Consider the following 17952-nt stretch of genomic DNA (forward strand, 5'->3'; position numbering starts at 1 on the left):
CATCTCCTAGAAATAACGAAAAAATATATATTTATATTTGCTTATGTTCGATAAACTCTAGCTTCATATGGACGGAGTTCCATTTTCTTAGATAGCGATATATCGCCTTGTGCTTGATAGTTCCATAATAATAGCTTTGAACTATCCCTGACAAGTTGGTGATTTAAATTTAAAGTTACGTTACACTCAGACAGGTTTACTATAACCAGAAACCTCTGTTCTTCATCTTCTCTTGTATAAGCAAAAATCTGTTTATGATTTGAAAAAAGAAGATTATATTCACCCTCAATAAAAGTAGCGTGAGTTTTCCTTAAAGTAATCATCTCTTTGTAAAATTGCAATACAGAATGATTTGAATTTTTTTGGAGAGTAACATTGATTTTAGTATAATTTTCATTTGTCTCCATCCATGGTTTGCCCTCTGTAAAGCCTGCGTTTGAATCAGAACTCCACTGCATAGGTGTACGGCTATTATCACGAGAAGAAGCCCAGATGAGTTTCATAATCTCTTTGTGTGACCAGCCTTTCTGTTGTTTGTCCTTATATAGATGATGAGTGAGGATATCATAATAGGAGGACATCTCTTCGAAGTGCACATTCGTCATGCCTATTTCTTGGCCTTGATAAATAAAAGGTGTACCTTTCATAAAGAAGTACATACATGCTAAGGCTGTGGCGCTTTCATACCAATAATCTTTATCATTTCCCCAAGTTGAAACAATTCTCGGCTTATCATGATTTTCGAGAAATAGAGCATTCCAACCGTCTGAAGCTAGCGCGACTTGCCATTTTGTTAATACTTTTTTCAGAGCAATGATATCCAGGATTGGGTTTTCTTCTGCATCCCATAAACCAAGATGCTCAAATTGAAAGACCATATCCATTTTTCCTTGATCTTTACCAACCCAAAGAAGAGACTCCTCTGCACTAACCCCATTTGCCTCCCCAACCGTAACGACTGGGTACTTCCCATACGTTTCTTTTTTTAATTCTAAAAGCCAATCATGTATTCCAGGTTGATTCATATGCTTCGAGAAAGAAGGAACATATGTCTCTTGATTAGTTGGAGGGATGTCTGGTAATCCTGGGCTTTTCTTGATATGACTAATCGCATCAATTCTAAAGCCGTCTACTCCTTTTTCTAGCCACCAATTGACTGTATCGTATAGTGCATGACGCACCGCTTGATTTTCCCAGTTTAAATCTGGTTGTTTTTTAGAGAATATATGCAAATAATATTCATTCGTTTTTTCATCAAATGTCCATGCAGAACCACCAAATATACTGGCCCAGTTATTCGGCTCTTGCCCATCTTTTCCTTTTCTCCAAATATACCAATCTCGCTTTTTCGATTCCTTGCTAACTTTCGACTCTATAAACCATGCATGCTCATCACTTGTATGGTTTAAAACAAGATCAATAATTAGTCGCATACCTCTTTGATGCACTTCTTCTAATAATTGATCAAAGTCATTCATTGTCCCGTATTCAGCTAGAATTGCTTGATAATTTGAAATGTCATAGCCGTTATCATCGTTAGGAGACTGATATATCGGACAAATCCAAATCAAATCAATCCCAAGTTCTTTTAAATATGATAGGCGTTGAATAATGCCTTGTATATCCCCAATGCCGTCCCCATTTGAATCTTGAAAGCTTCGCGGATAGATTTGATAGGCAATTGCGTTTTTCCACCAAGTCACATCCCATTCCTCACCTTCTACTAACGATTAATTAATGATTTATGAATCCATATGGCCGCCTGAGAGCCTTCACCCATAGCAATTGTCACTTGTTCTGAATGAGCCACAACATCACCAGCAGCCCAAACATGAGGGACATTCGTCATTTTCGAGCGCCCATCCGTTATAATATGCTGATTACCTAAACGTTCTACTCCTAATTTTGCTGCTAAGTCTGATTTTACATGATTCCCTCCATAAGCAATAAAACCCCTCTCACCTTCTACAATCTGCCCAGATTCCAATCGAACTCCCCGAAACGATGAGCCATCTGCCAATACTTCGGCTATTTTCTCTTCAATCACTTCGATTCCTAATTTCTCTAACTGTTGATAAGTTTGTGGATAAACTTCTTTTTTCTCATCATTAACGAATATTATTGAATTCGTCCAATAAGCAAGCGTCAATGCCATATTAGCACCCGTGTTTCCAGAACCCATCACAACCGTTGTTTTATCCTTCACCTCATACCCATCACAGTCTGGACACACGTACACAGTCAAACCTAGACATGGGCCGAGCGATTCATAAGGGGGAATATGGTCCATGATTCCTGTGGCAAGTAATAACCGCATGCCTCTATATTGCTTATTACTTCTTGTGTAAATAATGAACTCCTCTTCCTCGTATACAATGTCTACCACTCGTTCATCTTGATAATGAACACCATATTTCTCTCCATGCGCTCTTCCGATTTCCCTAAGATAAGGGCCGCTTACGCCATTAGGATAACCTAATATATTATGATAACTTTGACAGATTGACGATCGACCTTGATTATCATCTAGCACTAACACTCGGTGTTTATAACGACCTAATTGAATCGCTGCCTGTAACCCTGCGATTCCACCACCAATAATGATGCATTCGTATTTCATACTCCTCATCCCTCCTCATTTTCATCTTCGTATTGTTTCCAAACGGATGAAAAAAAATGAAAAAGGGCAACAAAAACTTATTATCCACAACAAATAAATTAACTTGTGGATAAATTATATATATTCACAGGGTTATACACATACGAACAAACGCTTGGTTTAATAGCTTTTTCCTGTGATATAAATAACTTCTTCCTTTGAATCAATTTCACCTTTTAAAGTTATCCACTTTTTATTGTGGACAACTGTTGATAAGTGCTAATATTCTTTAAATTGTTTTCGAGCGATTTGATTTTTAACTTTTTAGTTACCCAGACTTGCGGTACACTCCTTTTTACTTTGTTTATTTCTGGAGGAGCTCTTCTTTTAGTCGCGATTCTTCCTTTTTCGCTACTCATTTCTTGGGGTACTCTTCTTTTAGTCGCAATTCTCCCTTTTTCGCTACTCATTTCTTGAGGAGCTCTTCTTTTAGTCGCGATTCTCCCCTTTTCGCTACTTATTTCTTGGAAAACTCTCTTTTTAGTCGCGATTTTCCCTTTTTCGCTACTCATTTCTTGGAAAACTCTCTTTTTAGTCGCGATTTTCCCTTTTTCGCTACTCATTTCTTGAGGAACTCTTCTTTTAGTCGCGATTTTCCCCTTTTCGCTACTTATTTCTTGAAAAACTCTCTTTTTAGTCGCGATTCTCCCTTTTTCGCTACTTATTTCTTGGAAAGCTCTCTTTTTAGTCGCGATTTTCCCTTTTTCGCTACTCATTTCTTGAGGAGCTCTTCTTTTAGTCGCGATTCTCCCTTTTTCGCTACTCATTTCTTGGAAAACTCTCTTTTTAGTCGCGATTCTCCCTTTTTCGCTACTTATTTCTTGGAAAGCTCTCTTTTTAGTCGCGATTCTCCCTTTTTCGCTACTCATTTCTTGGAAAGCTCTCTTTTTAGTCGCGATTCTTCCTTTTTTGCTACTCATTTCTTAAGGAGCTCTCCTTTTAGTCGCGATTCTCTCTCTTGTTCCCAAATAAAAGACTTGTCCTCACAGCCCCACCCAACATGGGTTTAAAAATAACAAAAAGGTTGCCCACGTCGGCAACCTTCCTGCTATTTATTCATATGTGACAAAAAACCACCTAATAAATCATCAATATCTTCTTCTTCGGCTTCTTCCTTATGTGTTTCTGGTTCGTTTTTCTTCGCTTGATTCCAATCGAAACTATCTAGTTCATCTTCAAACGTCGCATCGTCAGCAGGTTCTTCCGCAGCAGCAGTTTCCTGCCATTCATCAACAGGGGTAACTCCTGATTCTTCTTGCAAATATAATGCTTCATCGATATTAGCTGAGCTACTATTTAAAGAGGCTAATAACGCTGTGGCTCTGAGTGGGTCGGAAATAAGCTGATACACAATACTTCCGAGTAGTGCCTCAGAATGCTCATGTTTTAGCCAATCCTTTTGAACCTTTGTTAAGTGTTTCGGAAGTGGAATCGTAATAGCTTCTCTCTCATTACTCTTATTTTGATTGACTCCCGCAAGGACAATTTCTGCAACCTTACTAGAAAAATTTCTTCTCTCTGTTGTTTTTAACCTTTGTAGCTCTTTTAGTAAATAATCTGGTGTATCGGATGGTATTCGGAATGAAATTGACTGACCCCTTTTCAATTCCGAAGAAGCTGGTTTTTTCATCAAAACTCACCTAGTTTGATTTAACAGGTTTCTTATCCTGCTTATCTTTGTTTGTTCTTCTTGCATAATCTGCAACCAATTTATAATAGGCATTCGCCATCATCCAAATGCTTTCTTTTTCATCTTCAAAAAAGTCGATGTTAAAGCCATCTAAATTATTATTCAATGTCTTGAGGTAATCTTTTAGGACGATGGAACCACCACCAACAAAATAGCATATCTCAGTTTGCGAATTTTTTTGCCATACGTTTCTTAATAAACGATATTGCTTCTTCGCTAAGTCTAAAAGAATGCGATCTGTAATGTCATGAACGCTTGTGCGGCTACCTTTAACCATAATATGGTTGCGATTGTTTTTTCTTGTAATAATCTCCACGACATCGCGGCGACTATCAAGCTCTATACCATGTTTTGATCTTATTTCTTCTCTAATCGCTTCTAAAGATTCAGACACACCTAAATTAAAGCCCTGAGCTTTATCATCATCCACATTTCGATCTTTAATGACAGCGATATCTGTTGATAAACCACCAATATCTTGAATAAGTATGCGTTTATCTATTAAGTCTTTATTAATAATATTTAATTGATTGTCCATCACCAAATTAATGAATGCAGCAAAGCCTTCAGGATATACTTTAACATCATCAAATTTAATATTAACCTTTATCCCTTGGTATTTAGGTGTAATTAAAAATTCAACTTGATGAACAGAACCCATTAATTTAGAACGATAACCCGAATCCTTACCTTCTTTTGCTTCTCTCAATGGAAGTCCTGTACCTAATAAATAATTCGCATCAACCACATTACCAGATCTCTTAAATGTAGCTCCTTTTTCTTCGTTAACTGCATCCAATGCCAATGCTGTAAATAACATGACCAATGTTTGATCTTCTTCAGATTTACTACTGCCTGGATCAAGCTCTGACGCGTTATCACTTTTGGTTGCTAAATGTCCCACACGATAGATTGCATTATTCTCTTTCAAAGCAGGGGAGTGGACACGAATATGTATGCCATCTAGCGGATCCTTACTATTTAGCTCTTCAATTCCAATGACTGGTCTATCCTCAATATCTCTTGCTACGACATTCGGTAAATTAAGCTCGTTCTCTACCTTACCAAAAATAGCTTTAAGCGAATCATTACCAACATCGACAGCCGCAATTCTTGCATTCGTCATCTCTTATCCAACCCTTTCATTCTCATAAATTTGAGTTAATAGTTTAAGAGTAATAGAGAATGAAGTATTAAGCAATGAAACAGGGAGAAAAGTTACCAAATCGTAAAAACGTAAACAAACAGCAAAATTACGCATACTTGTATACTTTAATGTTTACAAAAAGACAAAACTCGCACACACCTTGATATATCAACATGTATACATTTTTGCATACTTGTACACATAAGAACTATCATACGTAAACAATAACGTAAACTTGCATACTTATTTCGTTTACATGTATTCAATTACAGAATACATGTAAACATAAACCTCCCTACCTCTTAATTTGTTTATAAAAAATATTAAAGGGAACGATACTATCATGCCCTTAGGGAGGTCTATTGGAAGTGAATAAAAGATAGTATCAGAATCATTTAAGTAGAAAATACTATCAATGGTTTATAGTTCCCGCTAGTGGGTCTTCGGAATTCACATATAATTATCAAAATTTCCTGAAATGTAATCAACATGATTAGAATTTTTGATAAAGTTCACCTATTATAATTGTACCTAAAAACATATTATTTCATTATCAGAATAATCTTAATATAATTTTTAAAAAAAGGATCATTCCCATTAAATCAATATTTATACGTTTATATGGCTAAAATATACTTATCTTTGATTTGACAAAAATCTGAAAAACATTATTATAGTATAAGTAAAAAAAGGAGGAAGTTATATGTCTGACGACAAACAACGTATTGTCGATAGTGTGCCTCAGAAGGGATTTTTTGGACATCCTAAAGGTTTATTCACACTATTTTTCACTGAATTTTGGGAGCGCTTTTCCTACTATGGAATGAGAGCCATCCTTGTTTTCTACATGTATTATGAAGTTTCACAAGGCGGTTTAGGTCTTAGTCAAACAACGGCTTTATCTATAATGTCTATATATGGTTCACTTGTTTACATGTCTGGAATCATTGGCGGTTGGTTCGCTGACAGAATATTTGGTACTTCTAAAGCTATTTTCTATGGCGGAATCCTTATTATGCTTGGACATATCGCATTGGCTATTCCTGGAAGCGTTGCCATGTTCTTTGTATCCATGGTATTAATTGTCTTGGGAACTGGTTTATTAAAGCCTAATGTATCAAGTGTTGTAGGCGATATATATAGCGAAAATGATAGTCGCCGTGATGCAGGGTTCAGTATTTTCTATATGGGAATTAACCTGGGTGGTTTCCTTTCTCCTCTAATCGTTGGTTCACTAATGGATACAAGTTTCCATCTTGGATTTGGTGTGGCTGCGGTTGGTATGTTTGTTGGATTAGTCACTTTCCAAGTAACTAAGAAAAAATATTTAGGTCTAGCAGGTACTCAGGTACCTAACCCATTAGCACCAAATGAAAAGAAACGAGTATTTACACAAATAGGATTAGGTATTCTTATTGTTGCTATTCTAGTTGCTGTAGGTATTCCTACTGGATATTTAACATTTGAAAGTCTTGTCTTTATTGTCGGAATTTTAGGAGTAGGAATTCCAATTATATACTTTACTGTTATGTACAGAAGTAAGAAAACGACAGATGTGGAACGCTCAAGATTAATTGCCTATATACCTTTGTTCATTGCAGCAGTTATGTTTTGGGCAATTCAAGAGCAAGGTTCAACAATCTTAGCCAGCTATGCAGACAATCGTACGGATTTAGAATTTATGGGAATTACTATTTCCCCAGCATGGTTCCAATCTCTTAATCCTTTATTCATTATTGTATTGGCACCAATGTTTGCTTGGTTATGGGTAAAGCTTGGAGATCGTCAACCTACGATTCCACAAAAGTTCTCTCTCGGATTACTATTTGCAGGTCTTTCTTTTATCGTTATTCTTGTACCTGGATATTTCGCTTCAGAAGGTGCATTAGTAAGTCCACTTTGGTTAGTATTAAGTTATTTTATTGTTGTACTTGGTGAACTTTGTTTATCACCAGTTGGTTTATCAGCAACGACAAAACTAGCTCCAACTGCATTCTCTGCACAAACAATGAGCCTTTGGTTCTTAGCAAGTGCAGCAGCTCAAGCCATCAATGCACAAGTGGTTAGATTTTATTCAGCTGAAACAGAAGTACTTTACTTCGGTATTATTGGTGGTTTATCCATTGTCCTTTCAATCGTCCTTTTCTTGGTTGCACCAAAAATCCAGAAAAAAATGCGAGGAATTAAATAAATTCATAAAAAAGATGAACCTATACGACGGTTCATCTTTTTTCTTTTGCTTAAACCTCTACTTCTGTACCTATTCCCTGTTTTTTTGCTTTATCATATACAGCTGCTGCAGCTGCTAAGTCAAAATAAGCAGCTCCAACAGATTTGAAGAAAGTAATTTCTTCGTCTGATTCTCTTCCCTTAATGGTATGTGCTGCTAATTCTGTAAGCTCTCCATGTAGCTCATTAAAATGCCAATCACCTTTATTATTAGGAATAATAAAGTCACCAGCTTCTTCTTTTACACCTTCTATCGTATCAGCAACCACTTTACTCGCTCGTTTTAATGTTTCAACGTCCACTTCTTGCATATTAGGTAAATAGGATCCAATGCCATTGATATGTGTGCCTTGCTGCAAATTAGCTCCTTTGAATATTGGTTCCACTGCTCGTGTACTACAATTGACAATATCAGACCGTTTCACAGCATCATCAGGATCTGCTACCACTTCCACTTTCCCTTTATAATTTGGCAGGATCTCTCTCATTCGGTTATAAAAGTTCTCCGCTCTTTCCCTTGTACGGTTATATAAATATATATGATCAATATTTCTGACTTCGCATACAGCTTGTAGTTGCTCCTCTGCCATTGCACCACAACCAAGCACGGCAACAGATTTTGCGTCTTTTTTTGCTAAGTATTTTGTTGCGACGCCACTAAGCGCTCCCGTTCTTAATCTAGTTAAATAAGATGCATTCAGACAAGCCACGTGTGTACCGTTTTCTGTATCTGATAACAAGATGACACCTTGGGTTGTTTTTAACCCTTCTTTAGGGTTCTCAGGAAAGATTGTGACTATTTTTACTGCAGCTTTCTTCATTGTCTCCATTGCACTAGGCATATATAATGCCGATGCTTTTTTTGAAGGAATATCTAAAACAGTTCTTTGTGGACTCGCGATTTTACCTTGATGATGAGCAACAAGTGCTGCTTCCATATCCTCAATCGCATCTTTCATTACATATAATGTTTTAATTTCTTTCTCTGATAAAACAAGCATAAAAACATCTCCCTTACAACTATTGACCACATCTCATAAAGCCCGATACGATGACGTACCGAGCTTTTTAAATTAACAATCTACTACATGGCTACATCTTGATCTAATTCTTGTTTACTTTTTTCACGTACAGCAATCATGGCAATAAGAGAAATCGCAGCACATAATATAATATATAATGCCACCGGTACATAGGAACCATTAAAGTAGGCCAGTAATGCTGTAGCGATTAATGGCGCGGTTCCACCTGCTACCGCAGCACCAATTTGATAACCTAATGTAATACCCGTATAACGAACATTTGATTTAAAAATTTCTGAGAACATTGTGCCTAAGACGGCTGTAATCGGTGCCCAGACAATCCCTAATCCTAATACAGTTGCAATGACAAGCCAAGTAACCGTTCCTTGCTGTAACATCCAAAAATAAGGGAAAGCAAAAACAGCCATTGCTATTGTACCACCAATATAGAGTTTCTTCCTACCGATCTTATCAGAAAGACTCCCCATGATAGGAATAAGAATAGTTGTAACAATGGTTCCTACTGTCACTGCATTTAGGGTCGCTGTTCTTGTAAAGCCCAATTCGCTCGTTGCATATGAAACGATAAACGTACCGAAAATATAAAACGGCGCGGTTTCTACTACTTTTGCTCCTACTGAAATGAGTACTTCTCTCCAAGACGTTTTAAATGTTTCAACAATTGGTATTTTAGCAATCTCTCCACTTTCTTGTGCCTTTTTAAACGATGGTGTTTCATCGATTCCTTTACGAATCCAAAGACCAAAGAAGACGAGTAATGCACTCATGATAAACGGAACACGCCAACCCCATGATAGAAACTGCTCTTCAGGTAATAATGTCATAATAGACAGCGCAATAGTTCCAAGAAGCATACCGATAGTTACCCCCATTTGTGGGACACTACCGAATAATCCACGTTTTTCCTTTGGGGCATATTCTACAGCTAATAAAACAGCTCCACCCCACTCTCCTCCGAGTCCAATTCCTTGGATAAGACGAAGAATAATCAGCAGAATAGGTGCCATGACACCAATGGTTTCATACGTTGGTAAGAAGCCCATTAATACAGTAGATCCACCCATAATGGTTAATGTTAATACTAATGTTTTCTTTCTTCCTACCCTATCACCAATATGACTGAAGATTACTCCACCTAGTGGTCGAATAAAGAATGCTAACGCAAATGAAGCATATGCTAACATTAAGCCGACTGTTGGGTCATCACTATGGAAGAAATATTCATTAAATACAAGAGCAGCAACCGTACCATAGAGAAAATAATCAAACCATTCAATCGAGCTTCCAACAAGGCTAGCAATTAATACTTTTCTATTCTGAGCTTTACTCATTCTAGCACCTCCCTATAATTATAAGAAATATCAAAATATTGTATTTTCAATATAATAGTATATTTATACAAAAAAATCTATAGTTTTCTAAAAAAAGTTCTTTTAACTTATTTAATTGGTTCATAATAGACTGAATGCCCAAGAAGCTATGCTAGTAAAAGATTTTCTCACCAAATCACTTTATAAGAATAATAATTAATAGATACTTCTTATTATCTGCACTAAATCCTTCATTACTGGACATAATAGAGGTATATAACTTTGATTTCCTACAGCACTTTCTTTTTCTCTGCCCTTATGATATTTATGTTATAGAGCTGTTATCAGTATTGGAGTGACTTTTGTGATCGAAAAGAAAAAAGCTTTACCTATCTTGTTTGCTGTTATGTTTCTCGTTATGTCCGGATTTGGTGTCATTATTCCGGTTATACCATTCTATGCAGAAGAAATTGGGGCAACCCCCTCGCAATTAGGTTTATTAATGGCCGTTTATTCACTTATGCAATTTATCTTCGCACCATTATGGGGACGTGTATCTGACCGTTATGGCAGGAAACCAGTCATGCTCATCGGCATATTAGGCCTCTCACTTTCGTTCTTCCTAATGGCTTTATCTAGTGAATTATGGATGTTATTTGTCGCACGCATCATCGGAGGAACGCTGTCTGCAGCAAATATGCCAACAGCGATGGCTTATGTTGCTGATATCACGACAGAGGAAGACCGTGCAAAGGGCATGGGGATGATTGGCGCTGCAACAGGTTTAGGCTTTATATTTGGCCCAGCAATAGGTGGGGTATTTTCCCAAGCAAGTTTAAGTACACCCTTTTATGTAGCAGGAACTCTCTCGCTCATTACGAGTCTTTTCGTCCTTTTTGTTTTAAAAGAATCGTTACCTGCAACAGGTACAGGCGAAGGTAGAGAGCGTCCTTCATTTTGGGAAGCGTTTAAAGGCACGACCTCCATTTTATTTATCTTGAATCTGTGCGTATCCCTGTCTCTTGCAGGATTAGAGGCTACCTTTGCTTATTTTGCTTTTCAAAAAGCAGGACTACAGCCAACAGAACTAGGTATCATTTTTATGATAATGGGCTTCGGTTCTGCTCTTGTTCAAGGCGGGTTAGTCGGTAGGCTATCTAAGAAATATGGAGAAGGAGCAGTCATTCAAGGGGGCATAATCGTCAGTGTGATTGGTATGGGGCTTATTTTAACATTAGATAACTTCTTAACCGCTGCAATCTTCCTTACGATTTTCGGAATGGGCAATGGCGCGATAAGACCTGCAGTGTCAAGTCTATTAACAAAATCAGCAAAAGGAGCGCATGGCAATATAACAGGGCTTTTATCCTCTTTTGATTCCTTAGGACGAATACTCGGTCCTCCTCTCGGCGGGTTATTATTTACTGTTTCGATTGGATTTCCTTATATTTCAGGAATGATTCTTTCCGTTTGTGCATTATTATTATTTCAAGTTTACCGTATGAAAGCACCAGGTAAAAAAAGCTTTGAAGCTTAAAAAAGGCTGTCTATGTAAGGCAGCCTTTTAATGTTGACTTGGAAAATAGCGTTTTTTGAGCTGTGTCGACGCAAGCTCTAATAGTATCGCAACAAGGAGAATACAATAGGTGATGAAACCAACTTCTCTTAAATCAAAGTAGAATCCCGATGCCATAAAGAGTTCAAAGCCAATGCCACCTGCCCCTGCGGCCGCCCCCATTGCAACAGCAACCGAAAAATTGATTTCAAAACGAAGAAATGTCCATGATAAAAGATAAGTCATTGTAGATGGTAAAACTGCATGAACGATAGTTTGCCACCAGCCAGCACCTGTCGACCGTAACGCTTCGAGCACCCCTTTATCAACTTCCTCAAATGATTCGGAGAAAGCTTTTACCAAATAGGCTACGGAATGGAACAGCATCCCTAAAACTGCAGCCGTACTCCCTAATCCAGCTGCAATCGCAAAAATCAAAACCCATAAAACCGTTGGAACCGCTCGTATGAACGCGACATACGTTTTAATAACTTTAGCTACACCTTGATTTGATAAGTTTTCCGCTGATAATAATGCAAGGAAAAAGGCAATTACGGCTCCAATTACTGTCGATAGAACGGCTAATGCTAATGTAACACCGACTTGATAAAACGCTTCACCCCAAGAAAAGTGAGTCAAAGCTGGCGTAAGGAACATTGTCTGTAAATTGGTCATTGTCTCCTTTAATGCGGAAGTTAACTGAAAGCCGGTATAGTCAAAAAAAAGGAAGGCAACAACAGTTACAATGCCGAGGCTCCATAGAACGGCTTTTAATGTATAGTCAACCTTATTGCCTATCTTTATATTAATTCGACCCGTTTTACTGCGCTTTATATAGGCTATACCCATTATAAGATCACCTTTCTGATACGGTTCGATGTGAGTTCTATGGCGATGACTGTAAGGATAATTAATAATGTCACCAGCGCAACCGCTTCATAATTTAATGTCTTATAATACAGGTCAAACGTATAGCCGATGCCTGTACCTGTCAAAATACCAACCAAAGTTGCACTTCTTATATTCGTTTCGATCATAAACAACATCCAACTCAACATTTGTGGTAATGCCTGTGGAATAACAGCTTTGGAGATTACTTGAAAATATGTGGCCCCCGTCGCCGTTAAGGCTTCAAAAGACTTTAAGCCCACTTCATCAATCGTTTCCATAAACGCTCTCGTCAAAAAGCCAACTGTACCAACAAATAGGGCAAGAAATCCGGTTAGTGAGTTTTGTCCAAATGAGAGTAGAAGAATTAACGCCCATGCTACGACAGGGATATTTCTCGCGACAGAAGCTATTCCTCTAGATAAACCCGCCATTAAACCATTACGCCTCGTCGTTGTTGAACCCGATATTCCGAGGAAAAAAGAAATGAATGCCGCTATCGTTGTCGCAGCTACTGACATGAGAATGGTTTCAACCAATTTCAACATAATGTCAGGAAACTCACGCCAAGTATCCCCCGTAATCCATAAATTTTCAACCATCCATAGACCAGCTGTTGGAATAGCTAACAAGCTTTGATAAAAGTCAAATTGGACCATTTCAATCGATAACCATGTGAAGCAACAAACAATAATCAGTAAGAAGAGATGTTGCCATTTCCTACTTAATCGTTTTTGATCTGTTAACATATTCGCCTTCCTCATACCGTTATAAGCTCTCTTGTATCCATCCCATAGACTTCTCCAATGTGAAGAGAGTCTAATTGTCTATTTGGCCCATTGAAAACTAAATGTCCTTTATTTAAACCGATAATTCTATTCGAATAGGATTGGGCTACTTCGACTTGATGGAGGTTAACGATACAAGTGATACCCATTTCTTCGGTAATAGACTTCAAATAATCCATAATGACCTTGGAAGAATGAGGATCTAATGACGCAATCGGTTCGTCACATAAGATGAGCTTCGGATCTTGGATAAGTGCGCGGCAAATTCCTACTCTTTGCTGTTGTCCTCCACTTAGTTGGTCACAGCGTTTATAAGCATGTTCAGCGATTCCCAGCTTCTCTAGGAGATAGAAAGCTCTTTCTTTTTCTTCTTCACTAAAAATACCGAACATTCCTTGTAAAGTCGACTTATATCCGAAGCGCCCATGAAGTACATTTTCGATAACTGTTAAACGTGGGACAAGATTATAATGTTGAAAGATCATCCCGATATTGGCTCTTTCTTTTCTCAATGACTTTCTGCCAAGTTTAAGAATGTTTTCCCCATTAAAAAGGATTTCGCCACTATCCGCTTCCACTAAGCGATTGATGCATCGCAGTAATGTTGATTTTCCAGCTCCTGATGGACCAATAACCGATAAAAATTCGCCTGTTTCAACAGTAAAATCGATATTTGTTAGTACACGGTGACCTTGATAGGATTTATTTAGTGCCCTAATTTCTAATAATGCCAAAGGATTTCGCCTCCTCATAGATTACTTAGATAGCTCTCTTATCGGGTTAAACCATTCATCATCTACTGGCACCAATCTTTCTTCTCCAGACTTAAAGAATAAAGCCGATTGATCTGAGCCCTCAGGAACGAAGATTTTCTCATTATTTGCTACTTCGTCACTTGATAAGTAGTCTTGTAGCTTTTTGAAGCCTTCCTCCCCTAAAAGGTCGATATTGCCAACAAAAGGTGCATTTAAAACCGGCGTGACACTAATGAGCACAAATTCCTTACCCTTAACAAGACTAAATGGCTCAGCTGCATTATCTTTTACGCGATAAATCGAACCCGGACGATTCGCTTCGCCTTCCACAAGCTCAACATAATTTTCTACACATGTATCACAAAAAGCTGCTACATCAGCACTTCCCTTTAACAAATTAACCGCAGACCCTTGATGTGAATTGCCGAACAATACCTGAGAGAATAATGGGCCACCTTCCATTAAATCTTCTTCTGTTAAACTTTTATCGCTAAAATGGGCAATCAAATCAGAGGCAGGTACTTTAAATCCTGATGTGGAACTATTTGATACAAATGACATTTTTTTATCGGCAATTGTATCTAAAGAAAATTCCCCATTTTCTTTATAGTTATTTACATCATCAACATTGACAGCTAACCAGCTATGATAAACGGCATCGTCTAACGTGCCTGATTCTCCTGTTGAAACAACTAATGGTTGAATAGCGTCATTACGCTCTTTCGCCTCTATATAACCTTGTGCACCCATAAAAGCGAGCTCCGCATTGTTATTTACCATTGTCTCAATAGAGATCGCATAATCCGTTGTTAAATGGTGCTTCACTTCACGACCTGTTGCATCAGCAATTACCTCACCAATGTCATCTCTTGATGATTTCATATCTGATCCTGATTCACTTGGATACCAAACAATATCGACAACATCATCACTTGAAGAAGCCTCGCTATTTCCTTCTTCTGAGCAAGCACCAAGCAACAAAGTCAATAATACAAGCAGCAACCAACCATATGATTTTTTACCCATTTTCATTCACTCCCTTTATAAACGATTTAACTTATTTCACTTTTATTTAAGCATAATAATCTAAACAAAAGACTGAATTTACTGTCTTTTTACACGAAATATACCGGCTTTCACTAATCATTTACAAACCAAATAATCAGTTAACAATCGGTTTATAGGCGACTCATAGTCCCCCATACGGACTGATGAACCAAATGCACCGTGATAATCTGAACCACCTGTCATAAGAAGACCATACCTTGCCATAAGGATATCAATTCTTTGGTGATCCGCTTCACTATGATCAGGATGATTACGCTCAATACCATCCAATCCAATCTGACTATCTACAAGCTCTTCAATCAGATCATAGGAATCAAGTTGACCAGGATGAGCAATTACAGCAAATCCACCATCTGCTTTAATCGCTCGAATGGCATCATATACGTCCACATAAGCAATATCCCCAGCAGCTACTCCCCCTCCTTTAAACAGTGAACGATACAGCTTTTTATATGCTTCTGAGTCGTAAGGTTCTGACGTAATGGCCGCCATAATATGTTGCTTATAAATCGTCTCACTGGGTGAGGCGATTTGCGATATTGCTTTTATAGACAAATGGATGCCTTGCTGTTGAATTTGCCCAATTTGCCAAATGGAATGGGCTTGTCTACGCTTAAGCACTTCATTACATAATGCTAAAATATGCCCTTTGTTAGCATCATAATGGTAGCCTAGTACGTGTACTTTTCGGTTTCTTTTGAAATCAAATGCGGAAATTTCAATCCCAGGAATGAGCTGAATCTGATATGTTTCTGCCCATTTCAAGGCTTCCCCTTGCCCTTTTACCGTATCATGGTCAACGATGCTAATATGTGTGATACCGGTCGCTGCAGCTTTTTCCATAACCACTTGAATGGAATCTGCGCCATCTGAAAAACCGCTATGAACATGTAAATCCGCCTTCATCATAAGGACGCTCCTGCCCTTTTGAACGATTGCTGGCTCATTTCAAAAATATGATCACATAATTCATCCATAAATTCGATATCATGGAAAACCCCTAGCAATGTTGTCCCACTTTCCTTTAACTTTTGAATCACTTCTTTCACCTTTTGCTTGGACTGTTGATCAAGACTTGCTGTTGGCTCATCTAAAAGGAGTAACCTTGGCTTTTTAACGGCTGCGATGGCAATGTTTAACCTTAACTTTTCCCCACCTGAAAATGTATTAGGGTACGTATCCCATAGTTTGCGATCAAGTTCAAAATGAGAAAGCACTTCCTCTGCTTCTTTTTGTGCTTCTAATAATGACCGCCCCGTCTCCAAAACAGATTGCTCTACTAATTCGCGGGCGGTTGTTCGTGGCATGACATTTAAAAATTGTGACACATACCCAATTTCATATTTTCGTAAATAGATAATCTCCCTTTCTGACGCTTTTTGCAGATCAATCCATCCATATTTCTCTGAGTCAAAATAAATCCGCCCCGCTTCAGGTAAATATGTGCGATAAATACTTTTTAAGATCGTTGATTTCCCACTGCCACTTTTGCCCGTGATCCCAATAAATTCACCTTGGTTCATTGAGAAGTTCAACTGTTGCACAGCATGAATCGTCTGACCTAAATGCACAATTTGAAAGTTCTTCTCCAGACCTTCAATTTTTAAGAATGTCATCGTATTACCTCCTCCATCGCCAGGTTTTTTCGGTAATTTGTTGTCGTTATCACAACACCATTAACCATTGTTAATGTTACTGTTGGAAAACCATCATCCAATTTCTCAATGATGAGTAAATCGGCTTTATAGCCCGGTTTGATAGAACCAATTTCATGATTAAGGTTTACTGCCTTCGCTGGCTTTGAAGTGACCATTTGGAACATATCTAGGAGGTTCTGATCATACTTTTCATGGAGCGTAAAGATAGAATGGAGTAAGGCCGATGGATAATAATCACTACATAAAATATCTGCACATTGATTTCGAATCGCTTCTGCTGCAGATAAATTGCCTGAGTGCGAGCCACCTAAAAGGATATTGGGCGCCCCAACGATTGTATATAGACCGCTCTGCTTCGCCTTTTTAGCAACCTCTAATGTAATTGGAAATTCACTGATTGTGGTCCCAATGGATTGGACGAGGTCAATCTTACCTTTATGGTCATCATCATGTGAAGCAATGCTAACCCCTTGCCTTATCGCTATTTCAGCAATCTCTTTCATCATATCAATCGTCATCACTTTTGAAGATAGGCGGTCTTGGATAATACGATTTAACTCCTGTTCAGTTAAATCACGATAACCACGCATCGTTTCACGAAAAACTTCTAAATTACGATACTGACCTTGACCTGGTGTATGATCCATAAAAGATAGCAGGTGAATTTTACCTGAACGGAGGTTCTCTATTAAACGGTCGACACCTTCCAGATTATCTATTTCAAAACGAGCATGTAGGCGATGGCGAATAAGATGTTGCTGCTCGGATGTCTCCGTAATCGCTTCAACTAATTTCTGTACATTTTCTGGTAAGCGCATGGGCTTATGGGTGAAAATATCCTCCCGGTAGAAAGAAAGTGAATGAAACATCGTTGTAATCCCGTGTCCAATGAGAATCCTTTCTGCTTCACGCAGGCCCATTTGGACATTCATCATACTTGTCGGGCGCGGCGAGATGATAGATTCAATATAATCAGAGTGAATATCTATAAATCCTGGAGAAATATAACCCCCATTTGCATCTATTCTTTCAACATTGGTAAATGAAGTGAGTTCATCTTCTCTTACAATTGCCTTGATCCGTTCTTCTTCTACTAATACTGCATGTTTTTCTAGCATTCTATCTTCAAGTACAATCACACCGTTATGAATAATATACATAT

At 38.1% G+C, this 17952-nt stretch carries 16 protein-coding genes; 2 read left to right on the plus strand and 14 right to left on the minus strand.

Annotated features, from left to right (window positions below):
- Window positions 1–41 precede the first annotated feature (41 nt).
- From MKX78_RS22965 to MKX78_RS22985, 5 genes are all read right to left on the minus strand, one after another.
- Window positions 42–1703 (minus strand): glycoside hydrolase family 13 protein, encoded by a 1662-nt coding sequence (locus MKX78_RS22965; protein ID WP_307316437.1) that lies wholly within the window; start codon window positions 1701–1703, stop codon window positions 42–44.
- 20 nt (window positions 1704–1723) lie between these two features.
- On the minus strand, window positions 1724–2620 hold the full coding sequence (locus tag MKX78_RS22970; protein WP_307316435.1) for an NAD(P)/FAD-dependent oxidoreductase: 897 nt from the start codon (window positions 2618–2620) through the stop codon (window positions 1724–1726).
- A 221-nt stretch (window positions 2621–2841) separates the two neighbouring features.
- Window positions 2842–3579 carry a hypothetical protein gene (locus tag MKX78_RS22975; RefSeq protein ID WP_341052560.1) on the minus strand — a complete coding sequence of 246 codons (738 nt, stop codon included), beginning with the start codon at window positions 3577–3579 and terminating at the stop codon, window positions 2842–2844.
- A 128-nt stretch (window positions 3580–3707) separates the two neighbouring features.
- On the minus strand, window positions 3708–4289 hold the full coding sequence (locus tag MKX78_RS22980) for a hypothetical protein (RefSeq protein ID WP_307316429.1): 582 nt from the start codon (window positions 4287–4289) through the stop codon (window positions 3708–3710).
- A 10-nt stretch (window positions 4290–4299) separates the two neighbouring features.
- Window positions 4300–5475: a ParM/StbA family protein gene (locus MKX78_RS22985; protein ID WP_095371462.1), complete on the minus strand. Its 1176-nt coding sequence runs from the start codon at window positions 5473–5475 to the stop codon at window positions 4300–4302.
- A 724-nt stretch (window positions 5476–6199) separates the two neighbouring features.
- Here MKX78_RS22985 and MKX78_RS22990 point away from each other — a divergent pair.
- Entirely contained in the window at window positions 6200–7687 is a 1488-nt protein-coding gene (locus MKX78_RS22990) for a peptide MFS transporter (protein WP_095371461.1), read from the plus strand.
- 49 nt (window positions 7688–7736) lie between these two features.
- Here the strand turns inward: MKX78_RS22990 and MKX78_RS22995 are convergent, their stop codons facing one another.
- Together MKX78_RS22995 and MKX78_RS23000 are read right to left on the minus strand one after the other, a co-directional pair.
- Window positions 7737–8726: an ornithine cyclodeaminase family protein gene (locus MKX78_RS22995; RefSeq protein WP_341052563.1), complete on the minus strand. Its 990-nt coding sequence runs from the start codon at window positions 8724–8726 to the stop codon at window positions 7737–7739.
- 83 nt (window positions 8727–8809) lie between these two features.
- Entirely contained in the window at window positions 8810–10099 is a 1290-nt protein-coding gene (locus MKX78_RS23000) for an MFS transporter (protein WP_307316419.1), read from the minus strand.
- A gap of 346 nt (window positions 10100–10445) precedes the next feature.
- Between MKX78_RS23000 and MKX78_RS23005 the strand changes: the two genes are divergently transcribed.
- Complete coding sequence (locus tag MKX78_RS23005; RefSeq protein WP_095373575.1) at window positions 10446–11615, plus strand: MFS transporter; 1170 nt, start codon at window positions 10446–10448, stop codon at window positions 11613–11615.
- 27 nt (window positions 11616–11642) lie between these two features.
- Here the strand turns inward: MKX78_RS23005 and MKX78_RS23010 are convergent, their stop codons facing one another.
- From MKX78_RS23010 to phnM, 7 genes are all read right to left on the minus strand, one after another.
- The gene (locus tag MKX78_RS23010; RefSeq protein WP_307316416.1) at window positions 11643–12482 is read right to left on the minus strand and encodes an ABC transporter permease subunit; all 840 of its coding nucleotides are present in this window, start codon (window positions 12480–12482) and stop codon (window positions 11643–11645) included.
- On the minus strand, window positions 12482–13270 hold the full coding sequence (gene phnE / locus MKX78_RS23015; protein ID WP_095371457.1) for a phosphonate ABC transporter, permease protein PhnE: 789 nt from the start codon (window positions 13268–13270) through the stop codon (window positions 12482–12484). The genes MKX78_RS23010 and phnE overlap by 1 nt, the downstream gene beginning before the upstream one ends.
- 11 nt (window positions 13271–13281) lie before the next feature.
- Window positions 13282–14043, minus strand: coding sequence for a phosphonate ABC transporter ATP-binding protein (gene phnC / locus MKX78_RS23020; protein WP_307316414.1), 762 nt, complete (start codon window positions 14041–14043; stop codon window positions 13282–13284).
- A gap of 21 nt (window positions 14044–14064) precedes the next feature.
- Window positions 14065–15090 carry a PhnD/SsuA/transferrin family substrate-binding protein gene (locus MKX78_RS23025; RefSeq protein ID WP_307316411.1) on the minus strand — a complete coding sequence of 342 codons (1026 nt, stop codon included), beginning with the start codon at window positions 15088–15090 and terminating at the stop codon, window positions 14065–14067.
- Between the two features lie 117 nt (window positions 15091–15207).
- On the minus strand, window positions 15208–16038 hold the full coding sequence (locus MKX78_RS23030; protein ID WP_095373574.1) for a PHP domain-containing protein: 831 nt from the start codon (window positions 16036–16038) through the stop codon (window positions 15208–15210).
- Window positions 16038–16748, minus strand: a complete 711-nt coding sequence (locus MKX78_RS23035) for a phosphonate C-P lyase system protein PhnL (protein WP_307316405.1) — start codon at window positions 16746–16748, stop codon at window positions 16038–16040. The genes MKX78_RS23030 and MKX78_RS23035 overlap by 1 nt, the downstream gene beginning before the upstream one ends.
- Entirely contained in the window at window positions 16745–17950 is a 1206-nt protein-coding gene (gene phnM, locus MKX78_RS23040) for a phosphonate metabolism protein PhnM (protein ID WP_095371453.1), read from the minus strand. The genes MKX78_RS23035 and phnM overlap by 4 nt, the downstream gene beginning before the upstream one ends.
- Window positions 17951–17952 lie beyond the last annotated feature (2 nt).

It is taken from the genome of Cytobacillus sp. FSL R5-0569 (assembly GCF_038007265.1).
GTDB classification, from domain to species: Bacteria; Bacillota; Bacilli; order Bacillales; family Cytobacillaceae; genus Cytobacillus; species Cytobacillus kochii.

Coding starts and splice junctions, on each gene's coding strand:
- MKX78_RS22970 (WP_307316435.1), bottom strand. CDS start 2,620: ATGAAATACGAATGCATCATTATTGGTGGTGGAATCGCAGGGTTACAG.
- MKX78_RS22975 (WP_341052560.1), bottom strand. CDS start 3,579: ATGAGTAGCAAAAAAGGAAGAATCGCGACTAAAAAGAGAGCTTTCCAA.
- MKX78_RS22980 (WP_307316429.1), bottom strand. CDS start 4,289: ATGAAAAAACCAGCTTCTTCGGAATTGAAAAGGGGTCAGTCAATTTCA.
- MKX78_RS22985 (WP_095371462.1), bottom strand. CDS start 5,475: ATGACGAATGCAAGAATTGCGGCTGTCGATGTTGGTAATGATTCGCTT.
- MKX78_RS22990 (WP_095371461.1), top strand. CDS start 6,200: ATGTCTGACGACAAACAACGTATTGTCGATAGTGTGCCTCAGAAGGGA.
- MKX78_RS22995 (WP_341052563.1), bottom strand. CDS start 8,726: ATGCTTGTTTTATCAGAGAAAGAAATTAAAACATTATATGTAATGAAA.
- MKX78_RS23000 (WP_307316419.1), bottom strand. CDS start 10,099: ATGAGTAAAGCTCAGAATAGAAAAGTATTAATTGCTAGCCTTGTTGGA.
- MKX78_RS23010 (WP_307316416.1), bottom strand. CDS start 12,482: ATGGGTATAGCCTATATAAAGCGCAGTAAAACGGGTCGAATTAATATA.
- phnE (WP_095371457.1), bottom strand. CDS start 13,270: ATGTTAACAGATCAAAAACGATTAAGTAGGAAATGGCAACATCTCTTC.
- MKX78_RS23025 (WP_307316411.1), bottom strand. CDS start 15,090: ATGGGTAAAAAATCATATGGTTGGTTGCTGCTTGTATTATTGACTTTG.
- MKX78_RS23030 (WP_095373574.1), bottom strand. CDS start 16,038: ATGAAGGCGGATTTACATGTTCATAGCGGTTTTTCAGATGGCGCAGAT.
- MKX78_RS23035 (WP_307316405.1), bottom strand. CDS start 16,748: ATGACATTCTTAAAAATTGAAGGTCTGGAGAAGAACTTTCAAATTGTG.
- phnM (WP_095371453.1), bottom strand. CDS start 17,950: ATGTATATTATTCATAACGGTGTGATTGTACTTGAAGATAGAATGCTA.